Source organism: Microbacterium cremeum (assembly GCF_015277855.1).
GTDB lineage: Bacteria > Actinomycetota > Actinomycetes > Actinomycetales > Microbacteriaceae > Microbacterium > Microbacterium cremeum.
This window is the reverse complement of record NZ_CP063812.1, coordinates 1,445,599-1,465,694: the sequence shown is the minus strand read 5'-3', so window position 1 is coordinate 1,465,694 and position 20,096 is coordinate 1,445,599. Positions and strand designations below refer to the sequence as shown.

16 protein-coding genes are annotated in these 20,096 nt (G+C 68.9%); 9 read left to right on the top strand and 7 right to left on the bottom strand.

Annotation, left to right across the window (positions count from 1 at the left end):
* Window positions 1–66: 66 nt before the first annotated feature.
* The 6 genes from IM778_RS06490 to IM778_RS06465 are packed head-to-tail and all read left to right on the top strand — an operon-like array spanning window position 67 to window position 7,137.
* Window positions 67–852: an ABC transporter ATP-binding protein gene (locus IM778_RS06490; protein WP_194411225.1), complete on the top strand. Its 786-nt coding sequence runs from the start codon at window positions 67–69 to the stop codon at window positions 850–852.
* Window positions 849–1,697, top strand: a complete 849-nt coding sequence (locus tag IM778_RS06485) for an ABC transporter ATP-binding protein (RefSeq protein WP_228484782.1) — start codon at window positions 849–851, stop codon at window positions 1,695–1,697. Before IM778_RS06490 ends, IM778_RS06485 begins: the two co-directional genes overlap by 4 nt.
* Window positions 1,694–3,613, top strand: coding sequence for an AMP-dependent synthetase/ligase (locus IM778_RS06480; RefSeq protein ID WP_228484781.1), 1,920 nt, complete (start codon window positions 1,694–1,696; stop codon window positions 3,611–3,613). The genes IM778_RS06485 and IM778_RS06480 overlap by 4 nt, the downstream gene beginning before the upstream one ends.
* Window positions 3,610–4,548 carry a branched-chain amino acid ABC transporter permease gene (locus IM778_RS06475; RefSeq protein ID WP_194411223.1) on the top strand — a complete coding sequence of 313 codons (939 nt, stop codon included), beginning with the start codon at window positions 3,610–3,612 and terminating at the stop codon, window positions 4,546–4,548. Before IM778_RS06480 ends, IM778_RS06475 begins: the two co-directional genes overlap by 4 nt.
* A complete protein-coding gene (locus IM778_RS06470) occupies window positions 4,545–5,756 on the top strand; it encodes a branched-chain amino acid ABC transporter permease (protein ID WP_194411222.1) in 1,212 nt (403 codons plus the stop codon). The genes IM778_RS06475 and IM778_RS06470 overlap by 4 nt, the downstream gene beginning before the upstream one ends.
* 46 nt (window positions 5,757–5,802) lie before the next feature.
* Complete coding sequence (locus IM778_RS06465) at window positions 5,803–7,137, top strand: ABC transporter substrate-binding protein (protein WP_228484780.1); 1,335 nt, start codon at window positions 5,803–5,805, stop codon at window positions 7,135–7,137.
* Between the two features lie 92 nt (window positions 7,138–7,229).
* On the opposite strand, the gene IM778_RS06460 is transcribed toward IM778_RS06465, so the two are convergent.
* From IM778_RS06460 to IM778_RS06445, 4 genes are all read right to left on the bottom strand, one after another.
* Complete coding sequence (locus IM778_RS06460; RefSeq protein WP_194411221.1) at window positions 7,230–7,544, bottom strand: AzlD domain-containing protein; 315 nt, start codon at window positions 7,542–7,544, stop codon at window positions 7,230–7,232.
* A complete protein-coding gene (locus IM778_RS06455) occupies window positions 7,541–8,305 on the bottom strand; it encodes an AzlC family ABC transporter permease (RefSeq protein WP_228484779.1) in 765 nt (254 codons plus the stop codon). Before IM778_RS06455 ends, IM778_RS06460 begins: the two co-directional genes overlap by 4 nt.
* A 96-nt stretch (window positions 8,306–8,401) precedes the next feature.
* Entirely contained in the window at window positions 8,402–10,318 is a 1,917-nt protein-coding gene (typA, locus tag IM778_RS06450) for a translational GTPase TypA (RefSeq protein ID WP_194411220.1), read from the bottom strand.
* A gap of 144 nt (window positions 10,319–10,462) precedes the next feature.
* Window positions 10,463–12,268: a dipeptide ABC transporter ATP-binding protein gene (locus IM778_RS06445; RefSeq protein WP_194411219.1), complete on the bottom strand. Its 1,806-nt coding sequence runs from the start codon at window positions 12,266–12,268 to the stop codon at window positions 10,463–10,465.
* Between the two features lie 31 nt (window positions 12,269–12,299).
* Here IM778_RS06445 and IM778_RS06440 point away from each other — a divergent pair, with 31 nt between their 5' ends.
* Window positions 12,300–12,908, top strand: a complete 609-nt coding sequence (locus tag IM778_RS06440; RefSeq protein WP_194411218.1) for a PH domain-containing protein — start codon at window positions 12,300–12,302, stop codon at window positions 12,906–12,908.
* A 10-nt stretch (window positions 12,909–12,918) separates the two neighbouring features.
* Here IM778_RS06440 and IM778_RS06435 read toward each other — a convergent pair whose 3' ends face one another.
* The 3 genes from IM778_RS06435 to IM778_RS06425 all read right to left on the bottom strand — a co-directional run bounded on the left by IM778_RS06435 (window position 12,919) and on the right by IM778_RS06425 (window position 17,646).
* Complete coding sequence (locus tag IM778_RS06435) at window positions 12,919–14,106, bottom strand: ABC transporter permease (protein WP_194411217.1); 1,188 nt, start codon at window positions 14,104–14,106, stop codon at window positions 12,919–12,921.
* A 1-nt stretch (window position 14,107) separates the two neighbouring features.
* Window positions 14,108–15,625, bottom strand: a complete 1,518-nt coding sequence (locus tag IM778_RS06430) for an ABC transporter permease (protein WP_194411216.1) — start codon at window positions 15,623–15,625, stop codon at window positions 14,108–14,110.
* A gap of 176 nt (window positions 15,626–15,801) precedes the next feature.
* Window positions 15,802–17,646 (bottom strand): ABC transporter family substrate-binding protein, encoded by a 1,845-nt coding sequence (locus IM778_RS06425; RefSeq protein WP_194411215.1) that lies wholly within the window; start codon window positions 17,644–17,646, stop codon window positions 15,802–15,804.
* 165 nt (window positions 17,647–17,811) lie between these two features.
* On the opposite strand from IM778_RS06425, the gene IM778_RS06420 reads away from it, so the two are divergent.
* Together IM778_RS06420 and IM778_RS06415 are read left to right on the top strand one after the other, a co-directional pair.
* A complete protein-coding gene (locus IM778_RS06420; RefSeq protein WP_194411214.1) occupies window positions 17,812–18,669 on the top strand; it encodes a CPBP family intramembrane glutamic endopeptidase in 858 nt (285 codons plus the stop codon).
* Between the two features lie 304 nt (window positions 18,670–18,973).
* Window positions 18,974–20,005, top strand: coding sequence for a hypothetical protein (locus IM778_RS06415; protein WP_194411213.1), 1,032 nt, complete (start codon window positions 18,974–18,976; stop codon window positions 20,003–20,005).
* Window positions 20,006–20,096: the final 91 nt, after the last annotated feature.

Sequence of the window (20,096 nt, the reverse complement as noted above, 5' to 3'; positions counted from 1 at the left end):
CCACCGGAATCGCGGCACTCCGTTGTTAGCTTCTAGGCATCGCAGCGCTGCGACTGAAGGGACGCCATGACCCTGGCCGTACACAACATCGAGGTTGTCTATGAGGACGTGATGCTCGTCGTGAAAGGCGCGAGCATCCGGGTTCCTCGCGACGGGATCGTTGCGCTGCTCGGCGCCAACGGCGCCGGCAAGACCACCCTGCTGCGGGCGATGACGGGCCTGCTGGACGTGCACCGCGGCAGCATCACACGCGGCCATGTGTCGATCGACGGGGCGCCCGTCGACACGCGCCGCGCCGCCGACGTCGTGCGCAGCGGCGTCAGCCAGGTGATGGAGGGCCGGCGGGTGTTCATCGAGTTCACCGTCGATGAGAACCTGCGCGTCGGCGCCTACACCCGCGGCCGCGGCGAGATCGCCGAGAAGCTCGATCGGGTCTACGGGATGTTCCCGGTCCTCGGCGAGCGCCGCAGCCAACGGGCCGGCTACCTCTCCGGCGGCGAGCAGCAGATGCTCGCGATCGGGCGCGCGCTGATGGCAGACCCCAAGTACATCCTGCTCGACGAGCCGAGCCTCGGGCTGGCGCCGCAGGTGGTGGAGAGGATCCGCGACCTCGTCGTCGACATCCGCCGGAGCGGGACCGGCGTGCTCCTGGTGGAGCAGAACGCGGCGATGGCGCTGTCGATCGCCGACCACGGATATGTCATGGAGAACGGGAAGATCGTGATGGATGCCCCTGCGCAGGCCCTGCGCGACGATGACGACATCCGGGAGTTCTATCTCGGCACCGGCACCGGCGCCGGCACTCTTCGCGATGTCAAGCACTACAAGCGACGCAAGCGGTGGCTGTCGTGAGCCGGCTCCTCGAAGTCTCGGACCTGACCCTGCGTTTCGGCGGCGCGACCACGCTCGACGCCGTCTCGTTCGATGTCGACGAGGGCGAGCTGTTCGCCATCATCGGACCGAACGGTGCGGGCAAGACGTCCACGTTCAACTGCATCTCGGGGGTGTACCGGCCTCAGGCGGGCTCGATCCAGCTCGGCGGAGAAAGCCTCCTCGGCCACGCACCGGACGAGATCGCCCGCCGGGGCGTCGCGCGCAGCTTCCAGAATGTCGAGCTGTTCGACAACCTCTCGGTGCTGGACAACCTCCTGCTGGGACGCCACCAGACGACGACCTACAGCTGGCCGGAGGGGATGCTGTGGCTCGGCCGCGCCCGGCGGCACGAGCTCGCCGCGCGCCGGCGCATCGAGGACCTCATCGAGTTCCTCGACCTGGCGCGCCTCCGGCATATGCCCGTCGGCATCCTGCCCTACGGCATCCGCAAGCGCATCGAGCTGGGGCGAGCCCTGGCCATGGAACCGCGGCTCCTGCTGCTGGACGAGCCGGTGGCGGGGATGAACTCGGAGGAGACCGAGGACATGGCGCGGTTCATCCTCGACATCCGCAGCGAGCTCGGCACCTCGATGATCATGGTGGAGCACGACATGCGACTGGTCATGGACCTCGCCGACCGCGTCATGGTCATCGACTTCGGACGCAGGATCGCCGTCGGCACCCCCGCGGAGGTCCAGCGGGACCCGGCCGTCATCGCCGCGTATCTCGGTGGTGCGACGCGCGACGTCGCCGAGCAGGTGATGGATGACCTGGGCGCGCCCGAGTCCTCCACGGCAGCGGCGGAGAGGGGACGCCCGGCATGAGCGACGCCGTCACGACCTCGACCCCCGCCCACGAGGCGGCGACGCCCGACTTCGAGCATCGATACCTCCCCCGGATGCTGCGCGAGACGGCGGCGGAGATCCCCGGCCACACCGCGCTGCGGGTCAAGCAGTCCGGAGTGTGGCGCGACATCACGTGGGGGGACTATCGGCGGTTCGTCGACGAGATCGCCTTCGGGCTGGCCGCGCTCGGCGTAGGCCCGGGCGACCGCGTGGCCATCCAGTCCGAGAACCGCCCGGAATGGCTCTTCGCCGACGTCGCCGCCTCGTCGCTGCGGGCCGCGATCGTGGGCCTCTACCCGACCAACCCTGTGGCCGAGGTCGCGTACCTCCTGCAGGACTCCGGCGCGCGCGTGCTCATCGCCGAGGATCAGGAGCAGGTCGACAAGGCCCTCGCTGCCGAGCCGGAGTGCCCCGACCTGGAGTGGATCGTGTTCCTGAACGGCCGCGGGCTCGCGTCCTACGACCACCCCAAGCTGCTCTCGATCGACGAGCTCCTCGAACGCGGCGACCGGCACCGCGAAGCGCATCCGAACCTGCTCGAGGAGGTCGACGCCGTTCGCTCCCCCGACGACATCGTCACGCTGATCTACACCTCGGGCACGACAGGACCGCCGAAGGGAGTCATGCTCTCGGCGCGCAACGTCGCCTTCTCGTCGATGGTCCTGGCGCTCGATGACGGGATCCTCGGCCGGGGAGTCGGCCCGCGCGATGCACTGCTGTCCTACCTGCCCCTCTCGCACGTCGTGGAGCGCGGGATCTCGCTCTGGGCCAACCTCGCGACGCGCACCGTGGTGCACTTCGCCGAATCGATCGACACGGTCACCATGGACCTGGCCGAGGTGCAGCCCACCATCCTCTTCGCGGTCCCGCGGATCTGGGAGAAGATCCAGGCGGCGGTCGCGATCAAGATGGCCGGCGCGTCGCGGCTCAAGCGCGCGGTGTACGCCCTCGGCATGAGGTGGAGCCGGACCATCGCCCACGACCGCATGGCCCACGGCGGCGAGTTCACCGCGCGCGCCCGCGTGCTGTACGCGCTGGGGTGGCTGCCGCTGTACCGGCCGCTGCGAAAGCGCCTCGGGCTTCTGCACGTCAAGCACGCGATCTCGGGAGCCGCCCCGATCGCCCCCGACGTGCTCGCCTTCTTCCTCGGCATCGGCGTGCCGCTCTACGAGGCCTACGGCATGACCGAGAACGCCGCGATCGCGACGACGAATCGCCGGGGGCGCTCTATCGTCGGCACGGTCGGCGAAGCGCAGCCCTTCGCCGAGGTGAAGCTCGCCGAGGGGACGAACGAGGTGCTGACCCGGCACCCCGGCACGTTCGTCGGGTACTGGGGACGCCCCGACGCCACCGCTCAGACGCTCGACGCCGACGGATGGCTGCACACCGGCGATGTCGGCGAGTGGGTGGACGGCACTCATCTGCGCATCGTCGACCGCATCAAGGACATCATCATCACCGCGGGCGGCAAGAACGTCGCCCCGAGCGAGATCGAGAACGCGCTGAAGGCCTCGCCCTTCATCAAGGAGGCCGTCGTCATCGGCGACCGCCGCCCCTATCTGACGGCGCTGATCGGCATCGAGTACGACACCGTCGCCGATTGGGCGGCGCGTCGACGGATCGACTTCACGACCTACCGGGACCTGTCGGAGAAGCCCGATGTGGTCGTACTCGTGTCGGGCATCGTCAAGGACGTCAACACGCGCTTCGCGCGCGTCGAGTCGATCCGCAAGTTCCGCATGCTCACCAAGGAGCTCGATCACGAGGACGGCGAGTTGACCGCCACCCAGAAGCTCAAGCGCCAGGCGTTCGCCGCCACCGTGCCTCACCTCATCGACGACATGTACGCCGGCACCACCGCGTACGCCGGGAACGACCTGGGGAGGAACGGATGACGACCCTGCTGTCCTCACTGGCGACCGGGCTCGGCCAAGGTGCCGTGTATGCCCTCATCGCGGTCGGCTTCGTCATCATCTATCGCGCGACCGGCGTGCTGAACTTCGCCCAGCCGGCACTCCTCATCCTCGGCACGTTCGCCACCAGCGTTCTGGCGACGCAGCTGGGTCTCCCCTTCTTCGCGGCGGTACCGGCGGCGATGCTCGTGATCGCGCTGCTCTCGGCCGGCATCGAGCGGGTCGCGATCAGGCCGATGGTGGGCCGGCCCGCGTTCTCGGCGGCGATCGTGACGGTCGGCCTCTTCATCGTGCTGCTGGTCGTCGCGTTCCGGCTCTTCGACTCGAAGCCTCGCACCGTCGGCGATCCGTGGCAGCTGCGGACCATCTGCCTCGGCGGAACGGCGACCGAGTCGTTCGGGGTGGCCGGGTGCACCGGCGGCGTGCAGATCTACGAGAGCGCGATCGCGCGATTCGTCATCTCTCTGGCGGTGATCGGCCTGCTGGGGTGGTGGCTCACGCGGTCCAAGCTCGGGCTCGCCATGCGCGCGACCTCGCTCGACCAGGAGACCGCACTCGCGCAGGGAATCTCGGTGGGGCGCATGTTCTCGATCTCGTGGGCGATCGGCGGCGGCCTGGCCGCGCTGGCCGGAGCGCTCCTGGCCGCCAACGGATCCGTCGTGCAGGCCACCGATGCGCTGTTCGCCCTCGTGGCGCTTCCCGCGATCATCATCGGTGGGCTGGACTCCCTCAAGGGCGCTGTCGCGGGCGGACTCATCGTGGGCGTCGCCATGGCACTCACCAAGACGTATCAGCCCGTGGTCGCCCCCTGGCTCGGCACGAACTTCGACAACGTCGTGCCCTACCTGCTCATGATCGTGGTGCTCCTCATCCGGCCCTACGGCATCTTCGGCACCCGGGAGGTGCAGCGCGTATGACCCCGACCGAGACGCTGGCGGAGGCATCCCGTCGCCTCACCGGCTCCTCCGCACGGCTGGACTTCGAGCAGTCCCGCGGCACGGTCGCACGCGGCATCCGCCGTGGCCGTCCGTCGCTGTACACGAGCTACGCCGCCGACCAGGCGCTGCTGAACACGCCCGCGAAGCGCTTCTGGACGGTGGTGCTCATCGCGATCGCGGTGGCGGCCCCCTTCCTCGTCGCCGCAGACCTGACCTATCTGCTCACGCTCGCCGTCATCTACGCGATCGCCGGAATCGGGCTCAACCTGCTGACCGGATACGCCGGGCAGGTCTCGCTCGGCCATGCGTTCTTCGTGGGCCTCGGCGCCTACACGGCGGCGGTCCTGGGCGGCACCCCCGGCGCCACCACGTGGGGGCTCGGGCTCGACCTGGCGATCGTGCTGCCGGCCGCAGCGATCGTCCCGGGACTGCTGGGACTGATGGTGGCGCCGCTCGCCACGCGGGTGCGCGGTCTGTACCTCGCCGTGCTGACCCTCGGCCTGCTCATTCTCGGCGAGCACCTGTTCAAGGTCATGGTGCCGATCACCGGCGGGCAGGGAGTCGGCCGCGGCGTCGCGCAGCGCACCCTGTTCGGCGTGGACCTGAGTGCCACCTACGCGATCGGTCCCGTGCTCGTCCCGCCGTGGGTCTCGCTGTACCTGGTGTGCCTGGTGCTGCTGCTGGCACTGGGCGTCGCGGCCCGCAACCTCATGCGCGGCCGGTTCGGCAGGGCGTTCGCCGCCGTGCGCGATCGGGACATCGCCGCCGAGATGATGGGCGTGAACCTGCTGCGCACCAAGACACTCGCGTTCACGCTGTCGTCGGCGTACGCGGGCGTCGCCGGCGCGCTGTTCTCGATGCTCGTCGGCCGCATCGCCCCGGAGCAGTGGAACCTGTTCCTGTCGATCGACTTCCTCGCGGTGATCGTCATCGGCGGGATCGCGACGATCTCGGGCACGATCATCGGCGCCTGCTTCGTGGTGCTCGTCCCGCGCCTGCTCGAAGAGCTCACCCACGTCATCCCGTGGATCACCGTCTCGGGCGGCGGGCTGATCAACGTCTTCCAGCTGCAGACGATCATCTTCGGCGTGCTGATCATCCTCTTCATCACCCTGGAGCCCCGCGGCCTCTACGGCCTCTGGGTCCGGGTGCGCAACTACTTCAAGGCCTGGCCGTTCTCCTACTGACCGGGCACCGACAACTGAACACCACCCACAACAGAAGGAGCACAGCATGTCCATGCGTCGACGAAGCCGCGCGGCACTCGCCCTCGTCGCGGCGGGGCTTCTCACCCTCTCCGCCTGCACCCAGGTCACCCCCGACGCCGGTCCCACCGGCGACGGGGACGACGGCGACATCGCCACGGGCGCCGGTGTCACCGCCGAGCCCTGTCCGGATGCCGTGAACGACGACAACGGCTGCATCTACCTCGGTGTGCTCTCGGACCTCACCGAGGGCCCGTTCGCAGCGCTCGCGGTGCCCATCACCGATGCGCAGCGTGCGTTCTGGGCGGAGGTGAACGAGGAGGGCGGTATCGGCGGATACGACATCGACATCGACACCTACACCCGCGACACCAAGTACCAGGCTGCGGAGCACGCCGCGCAGTACCAGCAGATCGCCGGCAGCATCGCCGGCATCGCGCAGTCGCTGGGCACGGTGAACACCGAGTCGGTGCTGCCCGACATGATCGAACGCAGCCTCGTGACCGTGCCCACCTCGTGGTGGTCGGGGTACGCCTTCGACGCTAACGACGGCGGCATCATCCTCGAGACCGGATACTCGTACTGCACCGAGGCACTGGCCGGACTGGACTGGTTCGCCGAGGCCAACGGCGCGCCGTCGACCGTGCAGGCCGTCGGCTACCCCGGTGACTACGGCGGCGACTCCGCCGTCGGCGTCTCGCGGTGGGCGGAGGTCAACGGCGCCACCGCGCTGGATCCGATCGGCACCGGCCCGAACCAGGTCGTCGGGAACCAGGACGCCGTGGTCGCCGCGGTGCTCGCCGGCCAGCCGGACGTCGTGGTGCTCGCCATCGGTCCGGCCGAGACGGCGGAGATCGTCGGCAAGCTCGCGGCAAGCGGCTTCACCGGACGGTTCCTGGGTTCGCTTCCGACCTGGAACCCCGCGCTGCTCGGGTCGGCGGCCGCTCCCGCGCTGCAGGCGCTCTACAACCACATGACGCCGTACGAGAACTGGGACGGCTCCAGCGCTGCCATCGAAGCCGTCAAGGCGTCGCTCGACGGTGAACTGCCCCCGAACGGCGGCTACATCATCGGCTGGGCCATCGGCTACCCGCTGAAGGCGGCGCTGGAGGCTGCGGCCGAGGCCGGCGACCTCACGCCTCAGGGCATCGCGTCGGTGATCGACGGTCTCACCGTCGACTTCGACGGCCTCGTGCAGCCGCACACCTACGGTGGCGACCCCCAGGCGAACGCCAACCAGGCGGTCAACATCGGAGTACCCGACCCGGAGGTCGACCTCGGACTGCGCACGATCGAGTCCTTCTACGAAGGGCCGTCGTTCGATCAGACCGACTACTCGGCCGCCTGCGTCGCGACCGGCTGATCGGCGGGAGGATGGGGGGATGCCTCGAGCCGAGGCATCCCCCCATCCTCTGCAACCTCGCCGAGCCTCGCCCGGCGCGCGGCCAGGCGCCGTCAGGCCGCCCAGCCCCACAGCCGGAACAGCGCCGCGACCACGGCCGCGGCGGCGACCACCACCAGGAAGGGTGCCCGCAGCAGCAGGAGCCCGGCGGCGACGAGGAGGGCGGGCACCCGCGCGTCGACGACGATCGCCTGGCCGTCGCCGAGGGTCTGCACCGCGACGAGCGCCGCGAGCAGCGCCACCGTGAGCAGGTCCGCGATGCGCAGCGGCCGTGGCGCCTCGACCCACTTCGGCGGGATGAGATAGCCGACCGTCTTCAGCGCGACGCAGACGATGGCCGCCACGAGCACGGCCGTCCACAGCGTCATGGGAGTCCCCCGCGCTCGGCGACGTCGGAGGGCTCGCGAGTGTCGTCCTCGGTGGCCGAACCGAGCCAGTTCGTCCAGCCGACGGCGATCGCGACGACGGCGGCGATGATGACCGGGAGCCCCGGCATCAGCACCGGAGTGAGGACGGTCGCGATGACGGCCGCCGCGACACCCACCACGATGGGCTGCCGGGCGCGCAGTCGCGGCCACAGCAGCGCGAGGAACGCCGCAGCGGCGGCGGCGTCGAGGCCGTACGCACGCGGATCGCCGAGGACATCGCCCAGCAGCGCGCCGGCGAGCGTCGAGAGGTTCCAGCCGACGTAGATCCCGATCCCGGTGACCCAGAAGCCCAGGGTGCGGGCGCGCGGACTCGTCTGCGCGAGAGAGACGGCGGTCGACTCGTCGATCGTGAACTGCGCCGCCGCGGCGCGCCGCCAGAACCCTGCGCCGATAACGGGCGACATCCGGATGCCGTACGCGACGTTGCGCACACCGAGGAGCGCGGCCGACGCGATGGCCGAGGGCACGGCCGCCAGTCCCCCGGCGCCGACGATCCCGACGAAGGCGAACTGCGAGCCGCCGGTGAACATGACGAGGCTCAGCACGCAGGTCTGCCAGACGTCGAGGCCCGACGCGACCGCCAGGGCGCCGAACGAGACGCCGTAGGCGCTCGTCGCGAGTGCAACCCCGAGCGCCTCGCGCACCGCCGCCTTCGCCTCGCCGGCACTGTGCGCGTCGTCGAAGTGGGGCACGGAACTCACGCCGTCATGCTAGCGAGAGCCTCCGACGGTGGAACCGGTCCACGAGACCAGAGGTGGCCCGCTTCCGCAGCGGGCCGGGTCGCGGCATCCGCTCGACTACGACGCGTTCGCGTCCTGACGCTTCATGCGGGCGGCCGCGCGGCCCCGCTCGGTCGCGTTCAGCACCACCTTGCGGATGCGCACGATCTCGGGCGTCACCTCGACGCACTCGTCGTCGCGCGCGAACTCCAGGCTCTCTTCGAGGGAGAGCTGACGCGGCGGCGTCATCGACTCGAACGAGTCGGCGGTCGACGAGCGCATGTTGGTGAGCTTCTTCTCCTTGGTGATGTTCACGTCCATGTCGTCGGCGCGCGAGTTCTCGCCGATGACCATGCCCTCGTACACCTCCTGCGTCGGCTGCACGAAGAACGACATGCGCTCCTGCAGGGCGATGATCGCGAACGGCGTGACGACACCGGCGCGGTCGGCGACGATCGAGCCGTTCTGACGCGTCACGATGTGACCTGCCCAGTCGTCGTATCCGTGCGAGATGGCGTTCGCGATTCCCGTGCCGCGCGTGGTGGAGAGGAACTCGGTGCGGAAGCCGATGAGGCCTCGCGAGGGGACGATGAACTCCATGCGCACCCAGCCGGTGCCGTGGTTGGTCATGTTGTCCATGCGGCCCTTGCGCGCCGCCATGAGCTGCGTGATGGCGCCCAGGTACTCCTCGGGCGCGTCGATCGTGAGGTGCTCGAAGGGCTCCTTGACCTTGCCGTCCTCGCCCTTGCGCGTGACGACCTGGGGCTTTCCGACGGTCAGCTCGAAGCCCTCGCGGCGCATGTTCTCGACGAGGATGGCCAGCGCCAGCTCACCGCGGCCCTGGACCTCCCACGCGTCCGGGCGGCCGATGTCGACGACCTTCAGCGAGACGTTGCCCACGAGCTCGCGGTCGAGGCGATCCTTCACCATGCGCGCCGTCAGCTTGTGACCCTTGACCTTGCCCACCAGCGGGCTGGTGTTGGTGCCGATCGTCATCGAGATCGCCGGGTCGTCGACGTGGATCTGCGGCAGCGGCCGGACATCCTCGGGGTCGGCGATCGTCTCGCCGATCGTGATGTCGTCGAAGCCCGCGATCGCGACGATGTCGCCGGGGCCGGCGGAGTCGGCCGGGTACCGCTCCAGGGCGCGGGTCTTCAGCAGCTCGGTGATGCGGGCATTGCTCGTCGTGCCGTCGTGGCGCACCCAGGCGACCGTCTGGCCCTTGCGCAGCGTGCCGTTGAAGACGCGCAGCAGCGCCAGGCGCCCGAGGAACGGGCTGGAGTCGAGGTTCGTCACCCACGCCTGCAGCGGCGCCTCGTCGTCGTACGACGGGGCGGGCACGTGCTCGAGGATCGCCTCGAACAGCGGCTCGAGGTCGCCGTTGTCGGGCAGGTCGCCGTTGGCGGGACGGGTTCGGGATGCCGCGCCCGCGCGTCCGCTCGCGTAGACCACCGGCACGTCCAGCAGAGCGTCGACGTCGAGGTCCGGCACGTCCTCATGCAGGTCGGACGCGAGTCCGAGCAGCAGATCGTGGGCCTCCTCCTCGACCTCGGCGATGCGCGCGTCGGGGCGATCGGTCTTGTTCACCAGCAGGATCACCGGCAGCTTCGCCTCGAGCGCCTTGCGCAGCACGAAGCGGGTCTGGGGCAGCGGGCCCTCGCTCGCGTCGACCAGCAGCACGACGCCGTCCACCATCGACAGCCCGCGCTCGACCTCGCCGCCGAAGTCGGCGTGGCCGGGGGTGTCGATGACGTTGATGGTCACCGGGGCGTCGGTGTGCACGCCGTTGTAGGTGATCGCCGTGTTCTTGGCGAGGATCGTGATGCCCTTCTCGCGCTCGAGGTCGTTCGAGTCCATCGCGCGCTCCTCGACGTGAGCGTGCTCGCCGAAGGAGCCGGTCTGGCGGAGCATGGCGTCCACGAGGGTCGTCTTGCCGTGGTCGACGTGGGCGACGATCGCGACGTTGCGGAGGTCCGGACGGAGGGCGCGCGCCATGAGGGAATCCTTGGAGTACGGGGAAGCGCCGGGATGCCGGCATCCGTCAGTCTACCGGGACAGTCTGAGCACTCCCCGGAACGGCACGTGCCGCCCGGGACGAGGCCCGGACGGCACGTGTCTTCACGCCGTGTCGCGTGCCGGTCAGCTGACGGTCGACCCGGTGCGTTGCAGGAGCGCGGCGCGGGCCTCGCGGCGCACGCGCTGCTCCTCGGGATTGGGCACCGGCACGGCCGCGATCAAACGCTGCGTGTACGGGTCGGTCGCGCCGCGCAGGATCTCGTCGCGCGTACCCGTCTCGACGAGCTTGCCGTGGTGCATCACCGCGATGCGGTGCGCCAGGATGTCGACGACGGCCAGGTCGTGGCTGATGAACAGGCACGCGAACTGGAGCTGCTGCTGAAGCTCCTGCAGCAGGTCGAGGAATCGAGCCTGCACCGACACGTCCAGCGCGGAGGTCGGCTCGTCGGCGACCAGCAGCTCGGGTGCCAGTGCGAGCGCACGTGCGATGCCGACGCGCTGGCGCTGTCCGCCCGAGAGCTCGTGCGGGAACCGGTTGCGGTACGACCTCGGCAGCTCGACCTGGGTGAGGAGCTCCTCGACGCGGCGGTCGAGGTCCTTGCCCTTGGCGACCTCGGCGAGGAGGATCGGCTCCCCGATCGACTGGCCGATCGGCATGCGGGGGTTCAGCGACGACGCCGGATCCTGGAACACGATGCCGGTCTTGCGGCGGATCGCGAAGAGGTCCTTCTGCGACGCGTGCGAGATGTCGGTGCCGACGGCCGTGAGCTTGCCCTCCGCGATCGGCAGCAGGCCGATCGCGGCGCGGCCGAGAGTCGTCTTGCCCGAGCCGGACTCGCCCACGAGCCCGACGATCTCGCCCGGGTAGATCGCGAGGTCGATGTGCTCGGCCGCACGGAACGCCGGGATGCGCCCCCGCTTGGGGTAGTCGATCGCGACGTCCTCGAAATGCAGCACCGGGGTACGCGTCTCGATCGTGACCCCCGCCGCTCCGGACGCGCGCTCGCGGATCGACGACACCGACGGCACGGTCGAGGTCTCGGTCGCGACGACCTCGGGACCGGGCTCCGCATCCTCGAGAACACCGAGGCCGAGGTGCGGCACCGACGCGAGCAGCTGCTGCGTGTACGGATGCTGAGGATCGTGGAAGATCTTCTCCACGGAGCCGGACTCGACCACGAGGCCGTTCTTCATCACCATGATGCGATCGGCGAGGTCGGCGACGACTCCCATGTCATGGGTGATGAGGATGATCGCCGAGTCGAGGCGCTTGTGCAGGTTGCGCAGCAGATCGAGGACCTCGGCCTGCACCGTCACGTCCAGCGCCGTCGTCGGCTCGTCGGCGATGAGCAGGAGCGGGTCGCACGAGATCGACTGGGCGATCATCGCGCGCTGGCGCTGGCCGCCCGACAGCTGGTGCGGGTACTTGTGGAAGGACTGCTCCGGGCTGGGCATCTCGACCATGCGCAGCAGCTCGATCGCCTTGTCCTTCGCCTCGGACGGCGCGAGGTCGCGGTCGTGCGAGCGCAGCGCCTCCATGATCTGGAACCCGATCGTGTACACCGGGTTCAGCGCCGTCATCGGCTCCTGGAAGATCACCGCGATCTCGTTGCCGCGCAGCGACCGCAGCGTCGCATCGTCGACCCCGCGCAGCTCGCGCCCCAGCAGCTTGATCGAGCCGGTCACGCGCGAGTTCTCGGGGAGGAGCCCCAGCAGCGCCATCGAGCTCGTGCTCTTGCCCGAGCCCGACTCGCCCACGATGGCGAGGACCTCGCCACGGCGGACTTCGTAGTTCATGTCGATCGCGGCCGGGTAGAACTCGCCTTCGACCCAGAATTCGACCCCGAGGTTGTCGACCTCGAGGATCGTCTCCGGGAGGGCGTCTCGCGACGCCGCGATGTCGGCGTCCATGCCCGTCGTGTCAGTCATTCGTGGTGTCCCATCTGCAAAGCTTGAGGTCATGTCGTTCCAGGAGGTCCGTTACCGGCCGGTGTTCGGCCGCACGCTCGCTGTCGTGACCGTCGTGGTGTGCGCGCTCGGCGTCGTCGCGCTGTTCTGGTCGGAGCCCGCTGCCGCGTGGCGCTACGTGTGGCCGGTGCTGCTGGTCGCGGTGGTGGCCTGGGCGCTGTTCTGGCGTCCGAGCCTCACCGTGGCCGAGCACGGGATCACGGTCGAGAACGTGCTGCGCACGCACTTCGTGCCGTGGCCGTCGATCGTGTCGATCGACACGCGCTACTCGCTGACGCTGCGGACCGCACAGGGCCGCGTCACGGTGTGGGCGGCGCCTGCGCCGGGCCGCCACCGCACTCTGGGCCTGGCCGCCAAGGACTTCGACGGCGTCGGCGAGTCGGCTCGCGGCGGCGTGGGCGAACTGCGCCCCGCCGACGCGCTCACGACCCCGAGCGGCAATCTCGCGCAGCTGATCCGCGGCCACTGGGAGCGGCTGCGGGATGCCGGAGCCTTCGCCAGCGGCATCGATCCGGAAGCGGCGACCGTGACGTGGCACTGGGCCACCGCCGCGGTGGTCGCGGCTCTCGCCGCGGCCACCGCGATCGGTCTGCTGGTCTAGCAGCGTCACGTCATCGCTCCGGGTCGAGCGGCTTGTGCTGTGCGTCGCCCGGCTCCTCACGACGCGGGTCGTTGAAGTTGACGATGTCGTCGCCGGTGAAGGCCGTCTGCATCCCGACCACCACGTCCGGAGCCTCGGCAGGCTCGGTCGTATCGAGGATCGGAGCCACCGGGCCGCCTGCGCGGCCGGCTCGGGCCATGGCGCGCTCGCTCGGCATCTTCTTCTGGCGCGGGTCGAACGCATCGCGCAGACCGTCGCCGATGAAGTTGACGCACAGCGCGATCGCGATGATGAAGATACCCGGCCACCAGAACAGCCACGGGCGCGTCGAGAACGCCGCCTGGTTCTCGGAGATGATCTTTCCGAGCGACGTGTCGGGCGACTGCACGCCGAACCCGAGGAAGCTCAGCGACGACTCGAGCAGGATCGCACCCGCCATGAGCAGCGTCGCGTTCACGACGATCACGCCGACGGCGTTGGGAAGGATGTGCCGGAAGATGATCCGGCGATCCCGCGCACCCGAGACCCGTGCGGCATCGACGAACTCGCGCTCGCGCAGGGTGAGGAACTCGCCGCGCACGAGTCGAGCCATCGTCGTCCACGCGAACAGGCCGATGACCACGCCCAGCACTGCGGCGCCGAGGCTGCCGAACATGTTGCCCAGCACCGCGCCGATCACGATGAGCGGGATGGTGATGATGACGTCGGTGAATCGCATGAGCACCGAGTCGGTCCACTTGCCGTAGTAGCCCGCGATGGCGCCGATCACGACGCCGATGATCGTGGCGACGACGCCGGCGATCACCATCACCATGATCGACTGCTGGGTGCCGCGCATCACGACCGCGAAGATGTCGCGACCGACCTCATCCTGCCCGAACGGATGATCGCCGAACTGCAGCGGCCACAGGCTCATCGTGGGGACGCCGTTGTTGACCTTGGTGGGGATCTGGTTCCACGAATACTGCCACCATCCGGGGATGCGGACACCCCACAGATCGACGCCCACCGAGGTGAACGCGAGGATGACGATGAACGCCAGGACGATCATCGAGGTGAGGGCGGCGCGGTGGCGGAAGAACCGCCGGCGGACGATCTGGCCCTGGCTGAGGCCCTCGGTCTCCTTCTGCTCGATCGAGATCTCGGCCGTGGCCTGGGTCTCGAGCTCGCCGGGTTCGTTGACGACTGTGGTGTTCATGTCAGCCCACCTTGATTCTCGGGTCGAGGGCCGCGTAGATGAGGTCCGCGATGAGGTTGAACAGGACCGCGAGCGTGCCCGTGACGACGAAGAACGCCATCACGGGGTTCGGGTCATGGGCGTCGAGGGCGGTGACGAACAGTCGCCCCATGCCGGTCCAGCCGAAGACGGTCTCGGTCACGACCGCGCCGCCGATGATGGCGCCCACGTCGAAGGCGATGATCGTCGTGATCGGGATGAGTGCGTTGCGGAACGCGTGACGCACGACCACCGTGCGCTGGGTCAGGCCCTTCGCGCGCGCGGTGCGGATGTAGTCCTGGTTCATGACCTCGAGCAGGCTCGCGCGCGAGTAGCGCGTGTAGCTCGCGAACGAGATCAGGATGATCGCGATGGTCGGCAGCAGCAGGTGCGTGTACAGGTCGATGCCCTGCACCCAGAAGTTGCCGCCCAGGCCCGGTGTCGATGAGCCGACGGTCGCGATCGGCCGGCCGCGCACACGGCTGGAGTTGGCATACGCCTGCCAGTACGACATGTACTTGTCGAGTGCGATGAACGCCGCGACCAGGAGGCCCACGATCGCCGTGGTGCGCACCACCGGCCCGCGGTCGGGCGCGCCCATGAACCAGCCGATCGCACCGCTGACGACGACGGCCAGCAACGCCAGCAGCAGGAAGAACCACAGCGTCATCCCGTTGAGGATGTTGTTCACCATCGGGAAGTACAGCGCGATGCCGATCCCCGCCACGATGAGCGAGGCGTACAGCGCCTTGCGGTTGCGCAGACCGGTCGAGACCGCGGTCACGCCGACGGCGATGCCCAGGGCGAGGAACGCGTACACGACGATCCCGATGCTGGGGTCGGCGAACCACTCGGTGACCGACAGGAAGGTCAGCACCGCCCCGGTCGCGACGGCGGCGATACCGAACACGGTGAGGCGGCGTCGCCAGCGGCCGCCCAGGAGGGACATCCAGATGAGGCCCGCCACGATCGACATGCCGATGATCACCGGCACCGAGATCGTGGGGTCCGCCAGCCAGTTGTTCAGCTGGATCGCGCCGTACTGCTTGAGCAGCACGGCGACCCAGAAGATGGGCAGCGAGAAGAACAGGAACGACAGCAGCGTCACGCCGTAGTCGAAGCCGGTGTACTGACGCAGTGCCGAGACGATACCGACCGAGATGCCGAGGACGATCGCCACGACCGTGGCGGTGGTGACCAGCGTCAGCGTCGACGTGATCGCGTTCCCCAGCATCGCGTTGACCGCTTGGTTCTGGATGCTGATGCCGAGGTCGCCGCGGAACACGCCGCCGAGCCACAGGAAGTAGCGCAGCGGAGGCGGGACGTCGAGATCGAGGAGCTTGGTGCGAGCTTCGATGAGCTCGGCTTTGTTCGGAGCGTTGCTCTGCCGCAGGTCTTCCAGGGGGTCTCCCGAGAAGGACACGAGCAGATACATCAGGAATGTCGCGGCGAAGAGCACGAAGATCGACGCGATCAACCGCCGGATGATGAATGAAGCCATGTTGTGGCCGCCTGCCAATCGATGAAACAGCGAAGGAGGCGGGGCCGGCGAGACGGCCAGGCCCCGTGCTCCACCGCTGAGAGGAGTCTAACGCGGTGAGGTGCAGGCCCCCTCGGGGACCTGCACCCCACCTCGGTGTGAGCCGAGCGCGAGCTCAGCGTGAACCGTGTCGGTTTTTACTCCTCGGTACCGGCGTCCGTGACCTCCCAGTCCCACGCGTTCCAGAAGATCGTGGGAGCGAGGATCGAGGCGTCGATGTTCGTCACGCGGTCGCTGAAGGCGGTGACCTCGGGGAACTGGAAGATGGTGACGCCGTAGAAGTCCTCCCACAGCAGTCGGTCCATCTCGATCTGCAGATCGATCTTCTCCTGCTCGTCGAACTCGACGTTCAGCTTCGAGATGATCTCGTCGACCTCAGCGTTCGAGTAGAAGTTGAGGTTGTTGATCCCACCCTTTTCGAACGTCGGCAGCGAGTTCGTCACGCCGAGGCTCGTCGACTGCCAGCCGAACAGCGAGGCGTCGTAGCCGCCGGGCGTGCCGAGCAGGCCGCCCCACTCCTCGGAGCCGCAGTCGGTGACGTTGAAGCCGGCCTCAGCAGCCGACGCCTGGATCAGCGCGAACTCGTTGACGCGACGCGGGTTGTTCGAGGCGTAGAGGATGCAGACCGAGGTGTCGGTGATGCCCGACTCGGCCAGCAGCGCCTTGGCGCCCTCGATGTCGACCTCGGCGTAGTCGGCCGACGTGTTGGTCTCGACCGCCTCGTCGTAGCCCTCGGCGCCCGGGACGAACAGCTGCGAGGAGCGGAGGATCGCGTCGTCGCCGATGATCGGCTTGATCAGCGTGTCGACGATCTCCTGACGCGGGATCACCTTCATGAACGCCTGGCGGACGAGCGGGTTCGAGAAGATGTTCTCCGGGTTCTTGCCCTGGTCGAACTGCAGGTCGACGTGCTCGTACGTGCCACCGACGCCGGTGTTCACCGTGATGCCGTCGATGCTCTCGAGCGCCGTCGTGATGTCGGCGGTCGCCTGCGGCTGGATGATGTCGACCTCTCCGTTCTCCAGCGCCTGAACCGCAGCGAGCGGGTCGGGGATGAAGCGGATCGTGATCTCCTCGATGTTCGCGGTGTTGTCACCGGCGTACTCGGGGTTCGCCGTGAGCGTCACGAACTGGTCGGCCTCGTAGTCGCTGATGATGTACGGACCGCTCGCGACCACCAGGTCGGGGTCGTCGGGCATCGACGTGAAGTTGAAGCCCGAGTTCCAGAACGACGAGATCGGCGCGAGAGCGGCGGCGTCGTCGTTCTCGATGGCGTCGAGAAGAGCCTGCTTGGCCTCCTCGTTGTCCTCGATGTCGAGAGCCTTCTTCGCGACGATGTGCGCCGGGAGCATCTCGCCCATGGTGGCGAAGTTGAGCTCCCAGTCGACGAACGGCTGGTCGTAGGTGATGGTGACCGAACGGCCGTCCTCGCCGATCTCCGGCGTCTCGGTCACGAGGCCGAGGCCCGACGTGGGCGTGGCGCCCGAGTCGAAGTAGACGACATCGGTCGGGAAGGCGTCGGTGAACTCACCGGTGTCGGGGTCGATGAACTCGTCCGGGTCGAAGTCGGGGGTGTCCAGTGCACGCGACTCGGCTGCCCAGTACAGCATCATGTCGGCAGCGTCCACGGGGGTGCCGTCCGACCACTTGATGCCTTCGTTGATGGTGTAGGTCACCGTCAACGGGTCCTCGCTGACCAGCTCGTAGGAGCCGAACGACTCGTTCTGCACGAGCTCGGGCGTGTTGTTGTAGTAGTTGAAGCCGTCCAGCACCAAGTAGTTGATGTTGTTGTTGGCTGTGGCGTTTCCGAACGACGTGTTGCCGTTCATCGAGTAGAACGCCTGGTTCCACGCTGCGGTGATCGACGAGCCCTCGACGAGACCGGAGTCGTCGCCGTTGTCGTCGCCGCCACCGGCGGCGCAACCCGAGATCACCAGTGCGCCAGCCGCGGTGAGCGCCACCGCGGCCGAGATGCGCTTCATTCTCACTGTTCCTCCTGTGCAGGGTTGTGCGCACACGTCAGGCCAAGGCCGAACGGGGGCGCGGATGGGAAAACCATAAGCACCGGGTGTGAGATGGTCAAAACGATCCGAGAAAACGTTACAGAGCCTTAACTCAATGGAAGCGAAGTGTGACAATCTGACAAGATGACGGTGCCTGACGCCCTCGCGGATCGGAGGGTTCCCACGATCGCCTCGCCGCTCGACCGCGCCGGAAGGCGACGGGTGACGTGGGAGGTCTGGATCGTCCTGGCCGTCTCGGTCGGACAGTCGGCGCTCTACTCGGTGCTGTCTCTCGTGCGCCGGCTCCTGGCGCCAGTGCCGCTCGGATCCCAGCAGACGCAGGTCAATCCGTCGCGCGACGCCCAGGCGCTGTGGGACATCGTCTACCAGCTGCTCTCGATCTTCTTCGCGCTCTCGCTGGTGGCGCTCGTCCTGTACCTGTTGTGGGAGCCGGGGATGAGCGCGTTCCGCCGCATCGGGCTGGACTTCTCGCGGTTCGGCGGCGACCTGGGTCGCGGCATCCTGCTCGCCGCCGTGATCGGCGTGCCGGGCCTCGCGCTGTATGCCGCCGGTCGCGCCCTGGGCGTCACTGTCACCGTCGTCGCCTCGCCCCTCGACACCGCGTGGTGGACGGTGCCGCTGCTCGTGCTCTCGGCGCTGAGGGCAGGGCTGACCGAAGAGGTCGTCTTCATCGGCTACCTGTTCGACCGCCTGCGCCGGCTCGGCTGGGGAACGTGGACGATCATCCTCTCCACCGCCGCGCTGCGCGGCGCGTATCACGCGTACCAGGGGTTCGGTGCGATCGTCGGCAACTTCGCGATGGGCGTCGTGTTCGGCTGGTGCTACCAGCGCTGGGGCCGGGTGATGCCGCTGGTCATCGCGCACACGCTCCTGGACGTCGTCGCGTTCGTCGGTTATCCGCTCGCCGCCGCGCTGTGGCCAGGGGTCTTCGCCCCGCTTCCGACGCCCACGCCCACGCCCACTCCCTCCTCTGCGGGCTGACGCGTCCGCACCGCGCCCGGGCCCCCGCCCGCCCCGCTCCCCGTCCCCGCTCCCCCGGCCCCGCTCCCCCTCCCCGCTCCCCGTCCCCGCTCCCCCGTCCCCGGCTCCGGCCCCGGCCCCGGCTCATGCCAACCGCGAGAGTGCATCTGGTGGACGAGGGTGAGGGAGCTGACCTACCCCTCGTCCACCAGGTGCACTCTCGGCGTGGGGGGCGGACTCCTCCACAGCTGGCGGCGGGGAGGAGCTGTCCACAGATCGCGCGGATGGGCGACCCGGCGGCGTGGTGGACCGGAAGGGTGGGCGGATGCCGCTCATCGCCGCGTCCACGATCGTCAGGCCGAGTCCGATTCCCCTCCTGTGTTGGACGGATGTACCGCATCCCGAGCGGGGAGTCGCGGCGGGCGTGCTCGTGAAGGTTCGCCACGGGGTCTACGCGTCCGCACGACTGTGGAAGGCGCTTGCACCGTGGGATCGATACCTGGCGCGCGTTCACGCGGTGGCACTCGTGCTGCCGGGAGCGGTGTTCTGCTGCGAGTCGGCGGCGGCACTCCTCGGCATGCCGATCTTCGGCGATCCGGTCATCGTCCACATCCTCGTCGAGAGATCGGGCACCGCTCGCCTGGTCGCCGGCGTGCGCTCGCATCGGGCCGGTCACGACAGGACCATCATCGAATCGAACGGACTCGCGCTCACCTCTCCTGCCGACACCGCGATCGACCTGGCACGCCATCGCCATCCGTCGGTCGGTCGATCGGCCGCGGACGCCGCGCTGCGCGTCGACCCCGTGCTGACCCGGGACCTCCTGATCGCAGGCAACGAGGCCCGAGCGAGCAGTCGGGGCCGGAACATCGCGCGCTGGGCCCTCACCCGCAGCACGGCTCTCGCAGAGACGGCGCTCGAGTCCGTCAGCCTCTGCGTCATCGAGTGGCTCGGGTTCCCCGCACCCGAGCTGCAGGCCGTGTTCCGATCGGAGTCGGGTACGGAGGACCGCGGCGATACGCTCTGGCGCTCGCTCGGGATCGTCGGTGAGGCAGACGGCGACCTGAAGTACGACGGCCGGTTCGGCGACGCCGCGACCATCCACCGGCGTCAGCATCTTCGCGACCGCCGCCTGCGCAGCCACGCCGAAGTGAACGCGGTCGTGCACTGGGGGTGGGGCGACACCACGTCGGTCACGCCCCTGCAGCACATCCTCCTCGGCGCCGGGCTGCGTCCGATCGCCCCGGAGCAGTCGGCGCCGCTCTACTCCATGAGACGGGAGCTCTCCACACGCGCCCCGCACCGCCTGACCGCCCCCTCCGAGTCCGCGAGAGAGCATCTGGCAGCCGAGGAGTAGGGAAGCAACCTATCTCTCGGCCACCAGCTGCACTCTCGCGGTCAGGGGTGGACTCCAGGGCCGACCCGGGGGGTCGAGCGGGAGGGGTGGG

What these genes read in the sequence shown, in the direction of transcription:
- IM778_RS06490 (WP_194411225.1), top strand. Translation starts at nt 67, where the DNA reads ATGACCCTGGCCGTACACAACATCGAGGTTGTCTATGAGGACGTGATG.
- IM778_RS06480 (WP_228484781.1), top strand. Translation starts at nt 1,694, where the DNA reads ATGAGCGACGCCGTCACGACCTCGACCCCCGCCCACGAGGCGGCGACG.
- IM778_RS06475 (WP_194411223.1), top strand. Translation starts at nt 3,610, where the DNA reads ATGACGACCCTGCTGTCCTCACTGGCGACCGGGCTCGGCCAAGGTGCC.
- IM778_RS06470 (WP_194411222.1), top strand. Translation starts at nt 4,545, where the DNA reads ATGACCCCGACCGAGACGCTGGCGGAGGCATCCCGTCGCCTCACCGGC.
- IM778_RS06465 (WP_228484780.1), top strand. Translation starts at nt 5,803, where the DNA reads ATGTCCATGCGTCGACGAAGCCGCGCGGCACTCGCCCTCGTCGCGGCG.
- IM778_RS06460 (WP_194411221.1), bottom strand. Translation starts at nt 7,544, where the DNA reads ATGACGCTGTGGACGGCCGTGCTCGTGGCGGCCATCGTCTGCGTCGCG.
- typA (WP_194411220.1), bottom strand. Translation starts at nt 10,318, where the DNA reads ATGGCGCGCGCCCTCCGTCCGGACCTCCGCAACGTCGCGATCGTCGCC.
- IM778_RS06445 (WP_194411219.1), bottom strand. Translation starts at nt 12,268, where the DNA reads ATGACTGACACGACGGGCATGGACGCCGACATCGCGGCGTCGCGAGAC.
- IM778_RS06440 (WP_194411218.1), top strand. Translation starts at nt 12,300, where the DNA reads ATGTCGTTCCAGGAGGTCCGTTACCGGCCGGTGTTCGGCCGCACGCTC.
- IM778_RS06435 (WP_194411217.1), bottom strand. Translation starts at nt 14,106, where the DNA reads ATGAACACCACAGTCGTCAACGAACCCGGCGAGCTCGAGACCCAGGCC.
- IM778_RS06430 (WP_194411216.1), bottom strand. Translation starts at nt 15,625, where the DNA reads ATGGCTTCATTCATCATCCGGCGGTTGATCGCGTCGATCTTCGTGCTC.
- IM778_RS06425 (WP_194411215.1), bottom strand. Translation starts at nt 17,646, where the DNA reads ATGAAGCGCATCTCGGCCGCGGTGGCGCTCACCGCGGCTGGCGCACTG.
- IM778_RS06420 (WP_194411214.1), top strand. Translation starts at nt 17,812, where the DNA reads ATGACGGTGCCTGACGCCCTCGCGGATCGGAGGGTTCCCACGATCGCC.
- IM778_RS06415 (WP_194411213.1), top strand. Translation starts at nt 18,974, where the DNA reads ATGCCGCTCATCGCCGCGTCCACGATCGTCAGGCCGAGTCCGATTCCC.